Origin of the sequence: Pseudomonas sp. G.S.17 (assembly GCF_038096165.1) — a bacterium.
Taxonomy (GTDB): domain Bacteria; phylum Pseudomonadota; class Gammaproteobacteria; order Pseudomonadales; family Pseudomonadaceae; genus Aquipseudomonas.
In genome coordinates, this window is sequence record NZ_CP151076.1 from 3,346,787 (window position 1) to 3,362,940 (window position 16,154).

The window sequence follows — 16,154 nt, forward strand, 5'->3', positions numbered from 1 at the left end:
TGACCACCAGATACGTGCGTCACTGCTGCCGAAGAACCAGCAACATGAACGATATTCATGCAAAAGGGTAATCAACACTAAAACCGTTCGGGTTTGATATCATCTCGACCTTTCTGTATCGACCTTTTCCAGGTAGCCCTATGTCTGACCGTACCGCTCGCCATCACGCTCTCCAGCAAGCTCTTCAACAGAGGATTCTGGTCCTCGACGGCGGCATGGGCACTATGATCCAGAGCTACCGCCTCGAAGAGCAGGATTACCGGGGCAAACGTTTCGCCGACTGGCCAAGCGATGTCAAAGGTAATAACGACCTGCTCATCCTGACCCGTCCGGATGTCATCGGCGCCATCGAAAAAGCCTATCTGGACGCTGGCGCGGACATTCTGGAAACCAACACCTTTAACGCCACCCAGGTTTCCCAGGCCGATTACGGCATGGAAGAGCTGGTGTACGAGCTGAACGTCGAAGGCGCGCGCCTGGCCCGTAAAGTAGCCGATGCGAAAACCCTGGAAACCCCGGACAAGCCGCGTTTTGTCGCTGGCGTGCTCGGCCCCACCAGCCGCACCTGCTCGTTGTCACCGGACGTCAACAACCCCGGTTATCGCAACGTCACCTTCGACGAGCTGGTTGAAAACTACACCGAAGCCACCAAAGGCCTGATCGAGGGCGGCGCTGACCTGATCCTGATCGAGACCATCTTCGACACGCTCAATGCCAAGGCGGCAATCTTCGCCGTGCAGGGTGTGTTCGAAGAACTCGGCTTTGAATTGCCGATCATGATTTCCGGCACGATCACCGACGCCTCAGGGCGGACGCTTTCCGGGCAGACCACTGAAGCCTTCTGGAACTCGGTCAGCCACGCCAAACCCATTTCCGTAGGCTTGAACTGCGCGCTGGGCGCCAGTGAGTTGCGGCCTTATCTGCAAGAGCTGTCCAACAAGGCCAGCACGCGGATTTCGGCGCACCCCAATGCCGGCCTGCCCAACGAGTTCGGCGAGTACGACGAAACTCCGGCACAAACCGCGCTGGTCATCGAAGAATTCGCCCAGAGCGGCTTCCTTAATATCGTCGGCGGTTGCTGCGGCACAACGCCGGGTCACATCAAGGCCATCGCCGAAGCCGTCAGCAAATATGCGCCGCGTGTCATTCCGGACATTCCGAAAGCTTGCCGGCTGTCGGGCCTTGAGCCGTTCACCATCGATCGCCAATCGCTGTTCATCAACGTCGGCGAGCGTACCAACATCACCGGTTCCGCCCGTTTTGCCCGCCTGATCCGTGAAGATAACTACACCGAAGCCTTGGAAGTCGCCCTGCAACAGGTCGAAGCTGGCGCTCAGGTGATTGATATCAACATGGACGAAGGCATGCTGGATTCGAAGAAGGCCATGGTGACCTTCCTCAACCTGATCGCTGGCGAGCCGGATATCTCCCGCGTGCCGATCATGATCGACTCATCGAAATGGGAAGTGATCGAAGCCGGTCTCAAGTGCATTCAGGGCAAAGGCATCGTCAACTCCATCAGCATGAAGGAAGGCGTCGAGCAGTTCATTCACCACGCCAAACTGTGCAAGCGCTATGGCGCGGCCGTGGTGGTGATGGCGTTTGACGAAAAAGGCCAGGCCGATACCGAAACGCGCAAGAAGGAAATCTGCAAACGCTCTTACGACATCCTGGTCAATGAAGTGGGCTTCCCGCCGGAAGACATCATCTTCGACCCGAACATCTTCGCCATCGCCACCGGTATCGAAGAGCACAACAACTACGCCGTCGACTTCATCAATGCCTGTGCGTATATCCGCGACAACCTGCCCCACGCGTTGACTTCGGGCGGCGTGTCCAACGTGTCGTTCTCGTTCCGAGGCAACAATCCGGTGCGCGAGGCGATCCACTCGGTGTTCCTGCTGCATGCCATTCGCAATGGCCTGACCATGGGTATCGTCAACGCCGGGCAACTGGAGATCTACGACCAGATCCCCGCCGAACTGCGCAATTGCGTGGAAGACGTGGTGCTCAACCGCAACCCGGAAGGCACCGATGCGCTGTTGGCGATTGCCGACAAGTTCAAGGGCGATGGCAGCGTCAAGGAAGCTGAAACCGAAGAGTGGCGTGGCTGGCCGGTCAACAAGCGCCTGGAACATGCGCTGGTCAAAGGTATTACCACGCACATCGTTGAAGACACCGAAGAATCCCGCCAATCGTTCGCGCGGCCTATCGAGGTGATCGAAGGCCCGCTGATGTCCGGCATGAATATCGTCGGCGATCTGTTCGGCTCGGGAAAAATGTTCCTGCCTCAGGTGGTGAAATCCGCCCGCGTGATGAAACAGGCTGTAGCGCACTTGATTCCGTTCATTGAACTGGAAAAAGGCGATAAGCCGGAAGCCAAGGGCAAGATCCTCATGGCCACGGTCAAGGGCGACGTCCACGATATCGGCAAGAATATCGTCGGCGTGGTACTCGGCTGTAACGGCTACGACGTCGTCGACCTTGGCGTCATGGTCCCGGCTGAAAAGATCCTGCAGGTCGCCAAAGAACAGAAGTGCGACATCATCGGCCTATCCGGCTTGATCACGCCTTCGCTGGACGAAATGGTCCACGTTGCCCGGGAAATGCAGCGTCAGGACTTCCACCTGCCCTTGATGATCGGCGGTGCGACAACGTCCAAGGCGCACACGGCGGTGAAGATCGAACCGAAATACAGCAACGACGCAGTTATCTACGTCACTGATGCGTCCCGCGCGGTGGGTGTGGCGACTCAGCTGTTGTCCAAGGAGCTCAAACCAGCGTTCATCGAGAAGACCCGACTGGAATACATCGAGGTCCGTGAACGCACCTCGGCGCGCAGTGCCCGTACCGAGCGCCTGAGCTACGGTGCGGCCATTGCCAAGAAGCCACAGTTCGACTGGGAAACCTATAACCCGGTAAAACCGACCTTTACTGGCGCGAAAGTGCTGGAAAATATCGACCTCGACGTCCTGGCCGAATACATCGACTGGACGCCGTTCTTCATCTCCTGGGACCTGGCTGGCAAATACCCGCGCATCCTCACCGATGAAGTGGTGGGCGAAGCGGCAACGTCGCTGTTTGCCGATGCTCAGGAACTGCTGCGCAAGCTGATCGACGAAAAGCTGATCAGTGCCCGTGCGGTGTTCGGCTTCTGGCCGGCCAATCAGGTGGATGAAGATGACCTGGAAGTTTATGGCGACGACGGCAAGGCAATCGCCAAACTGCACCATTTGCGTCAGCAGATCATCAAGACCGACGGCAAGCCTAACTTCTCGCTGGCCGACTTCGTCGCGCCCAAGAGCAGCGGTGTGACGGATTATGTCGGCGGCTTCATCACCACCGCTGGCATTGGCGCGGAGGAAGTCTCCAAGGCTTATCAGGACAAGGGCGACGATTACAACGCGATCATGGTCAAGGCCCTGGCCGACCGTCTCGCCGAGGCGTGCGCTGAATGGCTGCACCAACAGGTTCGCAAGGAATACTGGGGTTATGCCAAGGACGAGCAATTGGGCAATGACGAGTTGATCAAGGAACAATACGTCGGCATCCGCCCTGCCCCAGGCTATCCGGCCTGCCCGGACCACACGGAAAAAGGCACGCTGTTCCAGTTGCTCGATCCGATGCCCGAAGGCCAGCCTGGCAAAAGCGGCGTGTTCCTTACCGAGCACTACGCGATGTTCCCGGCCGCGGCAGTCAGCGGCTGGTACTTTGCCCACCCGCAAGCGCAGTATTTCGCCGTGGGCAAGGTCGACAAGGATCAGGTCGAAAGCTACACCGCCCGCAAAGGCCAGGCGTTGAGCGTCACCGAACGCTGGCTGGCACCGAACCTGGGCTACGACGAGTAACGCTTACGCAAGTTGTTTCGCGACAAACTGGAGGGGCGCAAACATGCGCCCCTTTTTTTCGCCTAAGCTTTGTGCGACCTCTTCCACAAAAACCTTCGAGGGCGTATGGACGATCCACTCAACGACTCGCCAAATGGCAAGCCGCCGACCTTCTGGCAGATGCTGCACAGCGTCATGGCAGCAGCATTCGGTGTCCAGAGTGGCAAAAATCGCGAGCGAGACTTTACCCACGGCAAACCCGTGCACTTTGCCGTGCTGGGCCTGCTGTTCACGATTATTTTCGCTGCGATGTTATTCGGCGTGGTGCAGCTGGTGATGCACTTCGCCGTGAGCTAAGCCCGGCGTGCATCAGGGGGCAAGTGTTTTGCGGATGAACGGGTACTGCGCGCCAGCCGGCTTGCCTTCAAGGCTGAACTGGCGCACATCAATGCCGAAGTCGTCGCGCTGACTGGCAATACGAATTTTTTCTATGTCGCCCCTCACCAACAGTTGCATCAACTGCGCTTCCCGCGCGCCCATGTTTTGCCGCGCGGCCGGATCGGTTGCTTCGTAGTCATGCAGTAACACCATGGCCAGGCCGCCCAACATGAAATGGCCACCGGCAATCACATTGAGTCGTCCATCCCGAAGTGCATCCAGCGACGCTGGCGCCCAATTGATCGAGCTGAACAGGATGTCCTTGCCTGGCTGGCTGCCTAACTCGGTCACCGCGTCCATTGCGCCGAACGCCATCTGGTCGTTGGCCGTCCAGACCAGGCGTATATCGGGATAGCGCTTGAGCAAGATTCTAGCCTGCTCCAAGGCACGATCTCGGCGCCAGCCGCCCAGGACGATCTGACGCAGATGCACTTCGGGATGTTCCGCAAGAGCGCGATACATGCCCTGCTCGCGCTTGAGTGATACCGGTGTGTTATTGGTGCCGGCAAAAGCCAACAACTCCACCGGCTGGCCTTTCGCAGTGTCTGAACCCAAGCGGAACAACTGACTTGCAGTGAGGTAACCCGCCTCCTCGTCGTTGCCAACCAGACTGCCGATAAAGTCCGGATAGCTTTTCGATAAATCGCCGAGGATGCCGATCTGGTTGGCCGTCAAGGTATTGTTGACCGCGAACAGTTTTACGCCGCTGCCCCTGGACAGACGCAGTATCTCCGGCGCGACATTCAGCTCATTGGAGAACACCAGATAGTCCGGGCGGTTAGTGCCCTGCAGCGCCTCGCGGGCGTACGTCAGCAGCTTGCGAGTGTCCCGGTCGGTGTAAATCACCTCAAGGGACATCTCGAGTTTTTCCGCCGCTGCGTGCATGAATCTGGCGTAGGCCTGCCAATAGCCGTCCGAAGCAGGGCCGGGGTTCAGGAAAACCACGGAGACAGCCATGGACGAGCCTGCCCATAGGCAACCGGCTGTGAACAGCACGCTGCGGACAAGCCGGTGTAGACCAATAATCGAGCCCTTGCTGTAGCCAGACATATTCCCGCCGCTAAATGGCCTATGAATACGTATCGGCTGCTGACCTGATTATCTGCACCGTTAAATTAAACGGATTGAGCTACTGGTGACTGACCCAGAAAACGGCGGCCCCCACGACAAGCATGATGATGAAGAAAATGGCCCACGCATCCACATGGCTGTCGGATTTGCTGATCTTCGGGTGATTACTCATTGCATCCCTCTTGTCTGTCTTATTTGGGTGGCTGCAAACAAGAGCACGCAGTCGTGCTGACTGTCGGCTCGACCTCAGTAAAGTTGACGTATGCCCATATGACAAGCAGGGTTATCGAGGCAAGACGAGCGGCTTAGTACTTTTCGTTCTGTGCATATATTCAAACTTCACTTTTGCGCATAACTGCAAACTGGTATCTTCCCTCGGCTCCGTTGGGAGTGCGCGGCCGTGCGCGCAGATTTGCCGTTATTGCCTGAGAACAGGACCTATATGTACGTATACGACGAGTACGATCAGCGGATCATCGAGGACCGCGTCAAGCAGTTCCGTGATCAGACCCGACGCTACCTGGCGGGGGAACTCAGCGAAGAAGAGTTTCGTCCGCTGCGCCTGCAAAATGGCCTTTATATTCAGCGCTTTGCGCCGATGTTGCGGGTCGCGGTGCCTTACGGGCAACTCACTTCCCGTCAGGCGCGCATGATGGCGAAGATTGCCCGTGACTACGACAAGGGCTACGCGCACATCAGCACCCGCCAGAACGTTCAGTTCAACTGGCCGGCGCTGGAAGACATTCCCGATATCCTGGCTGAGCTGGCCACCGTGCAGATGCACGCGATTCAGACCAGCGGCAACTGCCTGCGCAACGTGACCACTGATCAGTTCGCCGGCGTCGCTGCCGACGAAGTAGTGGATCCGCGTCCGTGGTGCGAAATTGTTCGTCAGTGGACGACGTTCCACCCGGAATTCGCCTATCTGCCGCGCAAGTTCAAGATCGCCATCAATGGTTCCAGCACTGACCGCGCTGCCATCGAAGTGCACGACATCGGCCTTGAGCCTGTGCTGAACGCTGCGGGCGAGCTGGGCTTTCGTGTTCTGGTCGGCGGCGGTCTTGGCCGTACGCCGGTGGTCGGCGCGTTCATCAATGAGTTCCTGCCTTGGCAGGATCTGCTGAGCTATCTCGACGCCATCCTGCGGGTTTACAACCGCTACGGCCGTCGCGATAACAAGTACAAGGCGCGGATCAAGATTCTGGTCAAGGCATTGACACCTGAAGTGTTCGCCGAAAAGGTCGACGCGGAAATGGCGCACCTGCGCGGTGGCCAGACCACGTTGACCGACGCCGAAGTGCATCGCGTTGCCAAACACTTCGTCGACCCTGACTATCGGGCGTTGACCGATCAAGCCGCCGAACTGGCTGCGCTGGATCAACAGCACCCCGGTTTTGCTCGCTGGCGCACCCGCAACGTCCTGGCGCACAAGAAGCCTGGCTATGCGGCCGTGACCCTGTCGCTCAAACCAACCGGCGTTGCACCTGGTGATGTGACTGACAAGCAACTGGACGGCATCGCCGATCTGGCCGACCGCTACAGCTTCGGCCAGCTGCGCACCTCCCACGAGCAGAACATCATTCTCGCTGACGTTGAGCAGACACAATTGTTCACGATGTGGAATGAGCTGCGCGAGCAAGGTTTCGCCACGCCGAACATCGGCCTGCTGACCGATATCATCTGCTGCCCTGGCGGCGATTTCTGCTCCCTGGCCAACGCCAAGTCGATCCCGATTGCCGAATCGATCCAACGCCGTTTCGACGACCTGGATTACCTGTTCGACATCGGTGAGCTGGATCTGAACATTTCCGGCTGCATGAACGCCTGTGGTCACCACCACGTGGGGCATATCGGCATTCTGGGTGTGGACAAGAAAGGCGAAGAGTTCTATCAGGTGTCACTGGGTGGCAGCGCCAGCCGCGACGCCAGCCTGGGCAAGATTCTCGGCCCGTCCTTCGCCCAGGACGTGATGCCGGATGTGATCGAGAAGCTGATCGACGTCTATGTTGAAAAACGTAACGAAGACGAGCGGTTCATCGATACCTACCAGCGTATCGGTATCGACCCTTTCAAGGAGCGCGTCTATGCAGCGAATCATTAAGAACAACGAAGTCGTCGACGAAACCTGGCACTTGCTGCCAAAGGATACGACCCTTGATGGTCTGTCCAATTGCGACGACCTGATCGTGCCTCTCGCGCTCTGGCGCGAACACGCTCATGCCCTCAAAGCCCGTGACGGCGGCCTGGGTGTGTGGCTGGACAGCGATGAAGAAGCTGAAGAAATCGGTGATGACGTCAACGAGTTCCAGGTCATCGCCCTGAACTTTCCAGCGTTCACCGATGGTCGCAACTTCTCCAATGCGCGCTTGCTGCGGGATCGCTACGGTTTCAAGGGCGAGTTACGCGCCATTGGCGACGTGCTGCGCGACCAGTTGTTCTACATGCACCGCTGCGGCTTCGATGCCTTCGCGATTCGTGCAGACAAGGATCCGTACGAAGCCCTGGAAGGCCTGCGGGATTTCTCGGTAACCTATCAAGCGGCCGCCGATGAACCTTTGCCGCTGTTTCGCCGTCGCTAAACGACTGCTCGGGTGAATCAGGCAGCGTAAACAAAAGACCAGGCCGGAACTATCCGGCCTGGTCTTTTTTTGTCCCGACTCAAATGCTGTTGGCGCCCGAGCTGCCAGCCAGTTCAGCCTGAGTCAATTGCTTCATCAGCGTACTTTCGTCCGCCCGACGCTGGCGCAGAATTTCTTCGGCGGCGTTCTTGTAAGCGCCGTCGGTCATGCCCCCTTCGCTTTGCAGGTCGTCCAGAGCGCCCATGCGCAGCTCGGTGGATTTGCGGCAAGCGAGAAATTCAGCGGGGTATCGCTCTTCGAGGTACGTCACCCAGAATTCCCGTTTGAGGGCGAACTCCACCAACGCCGATGGGGTTTCGCGCCCAACAACCAACTGCTCTGCCCTGTCCAGCATCTCCTCGGTGACCCCCGCCGAACTCGAAAACTGCATGGTTCGCGTACTCAGTGGCAGGTCCAGGCGGCTGACCAGACCAACGCGGTAAGCGAGCAGCACCTCAACATCTTCGGTGAACCCGGCCCGGCCTGCCGCATCCGCCCTGGCGATACCGTCCACCTCCTCCAGGCGAAGCAACCCCCGCAGCAGTTTGATCAGTTGCGGCCCCTCGTGGCCTGCCGCCGCCAGCGCTCGCGCTTTCGTCACCAGCACTTCCAGCTCCATCTCGCTGAACATGACCGTGGCGCCGTCAACACAGGTCTGTGGATTGGCCGCCATGGCCACCAGTCGACTGCGCAACGTCTGATCGTCGGCGCCAGCCTCCATCAGTAGCCAGACGCGCTCCGTCACCACATCTGGTGTCAGATTGAAATCGGCAGAGCTTCGCAAGCGAGCCAGTAGGTCGAAGAAATCGTCAGCGTGTTCTTCAGCGCCATACAACTCCCACAGGGTCCGCCGCTGCCTTCGTGCCAGGGCAGGCGTGCGCTGCAGCCACACCTCTACGCCCTCCACCGGTTCCACCACGACAGATGGCCCGCCGATCTGCGCGATACGGGCCCGGGTACCAATAGCTAGCGGGTTGCCATCAAGCAATGTTCGATGCGCCGCCCACGGCGTTTCGAAAAACGCATCGGGCAGCGTGGAAATGCGGTTATTCCTTAGGTCCAGCGCCATTAACTGAGGCAGTTCAAAGACACCAGCCGGCGCCTCTTCCATACCGGTGCTGCGCAGGAACAGATTGATCAGTCCAGGCATGGAACTCACATCCAGTGGCCCACCTAACGGATTTCGCTCCAGGTTCAGCAGCCGCAAAGTCCTGAGCGGACGCAACAAGCCCCTCATGAACGGCGTCAGGACGATTCGGTTGTTGGCCAGGGACAAGCGCGTCAGGTATCGCAACCTTGCGACGCTGGTCGGCACACCGCGCAAAAAGTTGTTCTCGATATTCAGCCAACGCAGATTGGGCGTCTTGCTGATCAGCTCGCTGGCACTTTCCTGGGAAATGTAGGTTCGTGACAGATTGACCGCTGTTACGTGACTGAAGTCCGCCGGCAAATGCGGCAGATCGCCCATGGCGATGCCATGCAGGTCGAGCACATAACCCTCGAGACGCAGCGATACCGGGCCGTCCACCGGAGTCAGTCTTTGCCAGCAGCGCTTGATGATATCCGCCGCTTGACGCCGGGCCAGCTCTGAAACGGGTATCGAGTGGGTTTCGGTGACTGCCCGCCAGGTCATAGGCCCTTTGGCCCAGCGCTCAAGAGCGCGCTCAAGGGATTTGAATTCCATGGACAGACGCGCGAGCTGGATTTCGACGGACGTACCGTTAGTACGAAGCTCCGCGAGAAATTCAGCCGTCTGATCCGGGGTGAATCCGGGATACAGCGCGTTGACTTGCTGGTGGACCGCAGGCGCTGGTGCTGCAAGCGGGTTGCTCGGAACCACTTGATCGCCTTCCATTCCGCCTTTAAGCCCGCCCAGGTCGATGTCCCATTGATCGTTTTCCTGTTGTTTAAGAAAAGGTCCTGGCTTGCCATTGTCGTCGGTGATTCGCCACTGGCGTGCGGCCTCCTCCCAGCGAACTTCGTAGGCCTTGTCGTGCAAGGCGACGAAATACCGACCTTCGCGGTGGTAGATATCCAGCATCCCGTTGGGGCCGTGAATCGTCGGCTGACCGCGCAGCGAATCCGGTGGCGCCTCGTACGCCCGCAATGATTCGCGCAATCTGGCATCGAGGGACCGAAGGTTCTGCGGTTCATAGTCAAATCGGGGCCGGATGAAGTTGCTCGGCTGCGGTTCGCTATCGATAGGTTCGCCACGCGCAGGTTTCAGCTCGACGGTAACGGTTGTCCCCTCCTCGGTCGCAGCGCCCGCCTCGCTGGCAGCCGCGATGAGCTTCTCTGCTGCCAATGGCAAGGCATTCAATAGCCCGAACACGACACGCTCACCGCCTTGACGCCGCTCGTGCAAGGTCCGGCCGTTCGCAGCCTGCTCAGCGCCCACGCCTATCAGGGCAATCGAAAGCCCAACGATATAAGGAATTGCCTCGGGCACGATCAGAGCCACTGCGCCGGTGAAGATCAGGCTTCTGTTCAAGCCTTGGGCAAAACCTTCCAGCCGGACATCGCCTCGGGTATGGATGCTGAATAGCGCATCGGCTCGCAACCGCTCCACCATTCGGTCGCGCAGGAAAACAAATGGATCGCCGTGGATCTTGCGGCCCGCATGGACACAGTGAACGGGTGACCAGATGCCGGTCGCGTTGTTGAGCCACCGCGGATAGCGCGCAATGCCTTCAAGGGCGTTGTGCAGACCGCTGAGAAAGACCCCATCTTGGGCGTCATTTTCCGGGAAATGCCCTTCGAACGACCTGCGCTTGAGCACATCACGGCACTGCTCAGCCGCCCAGTGTGCAAGCTGCTGCTCATTGGCGAAACCGTGCAGAGGCGACGAGTTGCCGGGCACATACAACACAGCACGACCGGTCTGTATGTCTTTGATGACCAATGCGTCGCTGGCGCGATATCGGTGAACTTGCAAAGGAGCAACAACGATGTGCGGCTCGGTCGGCACCGACCCTTCCAGCAACTCGGGCGTCAACGCCTGCCACTGCTGTGAAGCCGGCAACCCGAGACTTTTAAGCACCAGTTGTTTATCAATCTCCAGCAGGCTGTTTTCGTCTCGCTGTAGAAATGCTGCTTTGAGAAAAGCCGCTTTGGCCAATACCGGATAGTGTCGGGCATGGGCATCGATGAATGTCTGCAGATAGGCCATGTACTGCTGGCGCAAATCCGTGGCCCAGACAAATTTCTTGAATTCGGCGGGATCTATATCCAGATGAGTGTCCGCGTCATAAGTCTGCGGCTCGCATCGACGGTACAGGCCTTCGTAAACCAATGAATGGAAGTCAGTACTCAACGAGGGGACGAGACGCATCGGTATGCCACTGGCACGGTAGGGCTGAACATAGCCCAGACCACTGAACATCGTCAGGTGTTGATGCCATTTGCGCAGTAACGCGTCGGTCAAAGACAACGAGCTGTGCAATGTTGCCGGGTATATGTCTGCGCCGGGCACCTCAGAGTAAATGAAGGTATTGAGTCGGACGTCATCAGGTTCAATATCCTGTTGCCATCTTTGTTTTACATGGGCTTTGATAACCAGCCGGGCGTACGCTGCCGGGCTTTTAACGATCGCGCCGTGACGGGCAACAAATGCGTCCAGCAGAGGGTTGCGATACGGATCAATAACTGCGTCAGGCATGAGTTTGCAATCTCCTTATTGCAATAAATGACTCACAGCCTATCAACGCACCCAACCAAAAAAGCCTGAATAATTACCGCATCCCGCGCATAAAAAAGCGCCTGTTGTCAGTGACGACAACAAGCGCTCGATGTGAAACGTACAACCCGCAGGTATTACCAAAAGCGCTGCTGAGTCAGGCGGCTCCACCAGTTCAGCAACAAACGATCTACTGAACCGGTTGCCGCGAGGCCAACGCGCTCCTGCAAGCTTTTGCGCTGCACATAATGCAGGTGGAACACCTCGGCGGTCTTGGCGCGCTCGGACAGATATTCGTCGCTGGTCTTCAGTTCATCGACCAGTTGGTTATCCAGCGCTGCCATGCCCAGCCAGACCTCGCCAGTGGCCACTTCATCAATGGCCAGTTGCGGCCGGTAGCGCGCCACGAAGTTCTTGAACAGGTCGTGGGTGATGTCCAGGTCTTGCTGAAACTTCTCACGGCCCTTCTCGGTGTTTTCGCCGAACACGGTCAAGGTGCGTTTGTACTCACCCGCCGTCAGGACTTCGAAATCGATATCGTGTTTCTTCAGCAAGCGGTTGACGTTGGGCAGCTGGGCGACCACGCCGATGGAGCCGAGAATCGCGAACGGTGCGCTGATGATCTTGTTGCCGATGCACGCCATCATGTAGCCGCCGCTGGCAGCGACTTTATCGATACAGATGGTCAACGGGATACCGGCCTGACGAATCCGCGCCAGTTGCGAGGAAGCCAGCCCATAGCTGTGGACCATGCCACCGCCGCTTTCCAGACGCAGGACGACTTCATCCTTGTCGGTGGCCAGAGTGAGCAGCGCAGTGATTTCATGACGCATGCTTTCAGTGGCGGACGCCTTGATATCGCCGTCGAAATCCATGACGTAAACCCGAGGTTTGGGTTCGCCCAGTTTCTTCTCTTTCTTCAGCGCCTTGCCCTGTTCCTTGCGCAACGCCTTGACCCGCTCTTTGTCGAGCAGCGATTGCTCAAGGCGCTCACGCAGCCCTTTGTAGAAATCGTTGAGTTTGGTGACTTGCAGCTGCCCGGCCGAACGGCGTCGACCCTTGCCGCGCATGGACGCGATGGCGACCAGAACAACAACGATAGCGACGACCAGGGTGACCGTTTTGGCCAGGAAGCTGGCGTAATCGGCTAAAAACTCCACAGATACTCCTCACATGGATTGCGCCCTTTCCAAGCAAGGGCAACGGATCGTTCAAGCATACCGGCGCAGTCAGGCTCCGACCAGTCGGACGTCGTGACAGCGCTCGACACGCCAATTCAAACAAGCGTATGTTTTTTTATTGACACGCTCCCGGCATCCTCATAACCTCGCAAAACTTTCAACGTACCGGGACGAAGCGGACGTGGGCAGCATCTATTTGATACGACATGGCCAGGCTTCGTTCGGCGCAGACGACTACGACGTGCTGTCGCCCATCGGAATTCGCCAGGCTCAGGTGCTGGGTAAGTATCTCGCTCAGTTGGGCGTGAATTTCGACCGCTGCATCGCGGGCGGCCTGCGTCGCCAACAGCACACGGCAGAAACCGCACTGGCTGAGTTCACAGCCCTTGATTTACCGACCCCGCTGCTGGAAATTGACCGCGCATTCGATGAGTTCGACGCCGATGCAGTAATTCGCGCCCTGCTCCCGGCCATGCTCCCTGACGAACCCGAAGCGCTGCACGTGATGCGCAATGCCGCCGAGCACCGCGGCGAGTTTCAGCGACTGTTCGCGCTGATTATCGGCCGCTGGCTCAGTGGCGATTACGACACTGACGGCCTGCAAAGCTGGCTGGGTTTCGTCGCCCAGGTCGAGGCCGGGCTGCTGGCCATTCTTGAAAGCGCCGGACCGAACGAGCGCATCGCAGTCTTCACTTCCGGCGGCACCATTACCGCCCTGCTGCATCTGATTACCCGAATGCCTGCGCCGCAGGCATTTGAGCTGAACTGGCAAATCGTCAACACCTCGCTCAACCAACTCAAGTTTCGTGGTCGCGAGGTGGCTTTGGCTTCGTTCAACAGTCATGCTCATTTGCAACTGTTGAACACGCCGGAACTCATCACTTATCGCTGAGTCCGGCCAACCCTGTTCTTCGGGACATCGATATCAACACAATAAGGATCGAACCATGACCTCTGTAGCCGACGCCGTACAAGCAATGAAAGCCAAGTTCAACCCTAGTGCCGCTGCAGGCCTGGACCTGGTTTTCGGTTTCCGTATCGACGAGACCCAGAATTTCTCGCTGATCGTCAAGGACAGCACCTGCGAATTGCAGGAAGGCGAAAACCCGGACGCCCAAGTGACTCTGGTCATGGACAGCGAAACCCTGAAAGGCATCGTCAGCGGCGAGACCGACGGCATGCAGGCCTTCATGGGCGGCAAGCTGCGCGCTGAAGGCGACATGATGCTGGCAATGAAGCTGAGCGAGCTGTTCCCGGCCTGACAGCAGCACAATGCCCAAAAAAACCGGAGCCGCAGGGCTTCGGTTTTTTTATGCCCGCAGATCGTCCCGCACCCTGCCCGCCGAGCAATCACAGTCAATGATCGGGCAGCAACACGCAGGTCGATAAGACGGTTTTCGGCTTGTGAGCTACATTCGATTAGTCAATGATTAACCCGCACCATAATAAGCAGAAGGGATAAGCATGGCGCTTACTGACCAGTCCACAGACATCCGTCCCGGCGAAGAACTCGACGCCGCGCTGATCGATTCCTACTTGAAGGCGCAGATTCCCGGCCTCAGCGGCACGGCGCAAATCAGCCAGTTTCCCGGTGGCGCTTCAAATCTCACGTACCTGATCCAATACCCCGAGCAGGAACTCGTACTGCGTCGCCCGCCCTTCGGCCAGAAGGCGAAGTCTGCGCACGACATGGGTCGCGAGTACCGCATCATCAATCAACTCAAGGACGCCTTTCCCTACTGCCCGAAAGCTTACGTGCATTGCACGGATGAAGCGCTGATCGGCTCCGAGTTCTACGTCATGGAGCGCATCCAGGGCATCATCCTGCGCTCGGATCTGCCGCCGGAACTGGGTCTGGATGCCGGACAGACCCAAGCCCTGTGCAAGAACTTCATCGACAAGCTGGTGGAGTTGCATCGCGTTGACTATCAGGCCTGCGGCCTGGGTGATCTGGGCAAGCCTCAGGGTTACGTCCAACGCCAGATCCACGGCTGGAGCGAACGGTACGACAAGGCCCGCACGCCCGATGCGCCGCAATGGGACATGGTCAAAGCCTGGCTGGTCGACAAAATGCCAGCGGACCACCCGGTGCCGTCCATCGTCCACAACGACTATCGCTTCGATAACGTGCTGCTGGATCCTGCCAACCCGATGAACATCATTGGCGTCCTGGATTGGGAACTCACCACGCTGGGCGACCCGTTAATGGACCTGGGCAATACCCTGGCGTACTGGATCGAAGCCAGCGACCCGGCCGCCGTGCAGTTGATGCGGCGTCAGCCGAGTCACGCGCCCGGCATGCTCACACGCCAGGAGTTTGTCGACTATTACGCCGAACGCGCCGGCATCCGCATCGACAACTTCGATTTCTACTACACCTATGGCCTGTTCCGCCTGGCCGGTATCGTGCAGCAGATTTACTACCGCTTCTTCCACGGCCAGACTCAGGACAAACGCTTCGCGCAGTTCATTCAGATGAACAAGCTGCTGGAGCAGATGAGCCTGCAGGTGATTGCCCGATCCACACTTTGACAGCCACCCGCTGACAGGAACACGACATGTCCAAGACCCAACTGTTCGACCTCGACGGCAAGATCGCCTTTGTCTCCGGCGCCAGCCGTGGCATCGGTGAGGCCATCGCCAAACTGCTTGCTCAACAAGGTGCCCACGTCATCGTCTCCAGTCGCAAGATCGACGGCTGCCAGCAGGTTGCCGACGCGATCATTGCCGATGGCGGCCAGGCTACGGCGATTGCCTGCCATATCGGCGAAATGGAACAGATCAGCGCAGTGTTTGCCCAGATACGCGAACAATTCGGACGCCTGGACATTCTGGTCAACAATGCCGCGACCAATCCGCAGTTCTGCAATGTGCTGGACACTGACCTGAGTGCCTTCCAGAAGACCGTCGACGTGAATATTCGCGGCTATTTCTTCATGTCGGTCGAAGCTGGCAAATTAATGCGCGAAGGTGGTGGCGGCAGCATTATCAATGTGGCGTCGATCAATGGTGTTTCCCCAGGCGTATTCCAGGGCATCTATTCGGTGACCAAGGCCGCCGTGATCAACATGACCAAAGTGTTTGCCAAGGAATGCGCGCCGTTTGGCATTCGCTGCAACGCCCTGCTGCCCGGCCTGACTGACACCAAGTTTGCCTCGGCACTGGTCAAGAACGACGCGATCCTGAATGTGGCCCTGCAGCAGATCCCCCTCAAACGTGTCGCAGCACCGAGCGAAATGGCAGGCGCGGTCCTGTACCTGGCCAGCGAAGCGTCCAGTTACACCACGGGCGTTGCGCTGAATGTAGACGGGGGATTTCTGTCCTGAGGCTGAGCGCGACCTGA

11 protein-coding genes are annotated in these 16,154 nt (G+C 58.2%); 8 read left to right on the forward strand and 3 right to left on the reverse strand.

Annotated features, from left to right (window positions below; translation table 11 throughout):
• The first annotated feature begins 140 nt into the window (after window positions 1–140).
• Both metH and AABC73_RS15780 read left to right on the forward strand, forming a co-directional pair.
• Window positions 141–3,848, forward strand: a complete 3,708-nt coding sequence (metH, locus tag AABC73_RS15775; RefSeq protein ID WP_341519991.1) for a methionine synthase — start codon at window positions 141–143, stop codon at window positions 3,846–3,848.
• A 105-nt stretch (window positions 3,849–3,953) separates the two neighbouring features.
• On the forward strand, window positions 3,954–4,184 hold the full coding sequence (locus tag AABC73_RS15780; RefSeq protein WP_341519992.1) for a DUF2970 domain-containing protein: 231 nt from the start codon (window positions 3,954–3,956) through the stop codon (window positions 4,182–4,184).
• A 12-nt stretch (window positions 4,185–4,196) separates the two neighbouring features.
• On the opposite strand, the gene AABC73_RS15785 is transcribed toward AABC73_RS15780, so the two are convergent.
• Entirely contained in the window at window positions 4,197–5,222 is a 1,026-nt protein-coding gene (locus AABC73_RS15785; RefSeq protein ID WP_341519993.1) for an ABC transporter substrate-binding protein, read from the reverse strand.
• Window positions 5,223–5,778: 556 nt separating this feature from the next.
• On the opposite strand from AABC73_RS15785, the gene AABC73_RS15790 reads away from it, so the two are divergent.
• On the forward strand, window positions 5,779–7,437 hold the full coding sequence (locus AABC73_RS15790) for a nitrite/sulfite reductase (protein WP_331152698.1): 1,659 nt from the start codon (window positions 5,779–5,781) through the stop codon (window positions 7,435–7,437).
• Window positions 7,421–7,915 (forward strand): DUF934 domain-containing protein, encoded by a 495-nt coding sequence (locus AABC73_RS15795; protein ID WP_331152697.1) that lies wholly within the window; start codon window positions 7,421–7,423, stop codon window positions 7,913–7,915. Before AABC73_RS15790 ends, AABC73_RS15795 begins: the two co-directional genes overlap by 17 nt.
• Before the next feature lie 79 nt (window positions 7,916–7,994).
• Here the strand turns inward: AABC73_RS15795 and AABC73_RS15800 are convergent, their stop codons facing one another.
• Together AABC73_RS15800 and sohB are read right to left on the reverse strand one after the other, a co-directional pair.
• Window positions 7,995–11,612: an NEL-type E3 ubiquitin ligase domain-containing protein gene (locus tag AABC73_RS15800; protein WP_341519994.1), complete on the reverse strand. Its 3,618-nt coding sequence runs from the start codon at window positions 11,610–11,612 to the stop codon at window positions 7,995–7,997.
• A 155-nt stretch (window positions 11,613–11,767) separates the two neighbouring features.
• The gene (gene sohB / locus AABC73_RS15805) at window positions 11,768–12,790 is read right to left on the reverse strand and encodes a protease SohB (RefSeq protein ID WP_341519995.1); all 1,023 of its coding nucleotides are present in this window, start codon (window positions 12,788–12,790) and stop codon (window positions 11,768–11,770) included.
• A gap of 202 nt (window positions 12,791–12,992) precedes the next feature.
• Between sohB and AABC73_RS15810 the strand changes: the two genes are divergently transcribed.
• The 4 genes from AABC73_RS15810 (at window position 12,993) to AABC73_RS15825 (ending at window position 16,137) form a co-directional block, all read left to right on the forward strand.
• Window positions 12,993–13,703 (forward strand): histidine phosphatase family protein, encoded by a 711-nt coding sequence (locus AABC73_RS15810; RefSeq protein ID WP_341519996.1) that lies wholly within the window; start codon window positions 12,993–12,995, stop codon window positions 13,701–13,703.
• A 55-nt stretch (window positions 13,704–13,758) separates the two neighbouring features.
• Window positions 13,759–14,073, forward strand: a complete 315-nt coding sequence (locus AABC73_RS15815) for an SCP2 sterol-binding domain-containing protein (RefSeq protein ID WP_331152694.1) — start codon at window positions 13,759–13,761, stop codon at window positions 14,071–14,073.
• A gap of 202 nt (window positions 14,074–14,275) precedes the next feature.
• A complete protein-coding gene (locus AABC73_RS15820) occupies window positions 14,276–15,343 on the forward strand; it encodes a phosphotransferase family protein (protein WP_341519997.1) in 1,068 nt (355 codons plus the stop codon).
• A gap of 26 nt (window positions 15,344–15,369) precedes the next feature.
• A complete protein-coding gene (locus AABC73_RS15825; protein WP_065835574.1) occupies window positions 15,370–16,137 on the forward strand; it encodes an SDR family oxidoreductase in 768 nt (255 codons plus the stop codon).
• Window positions 16,138–16,154 lie beyond the last annotated feature (17 nt).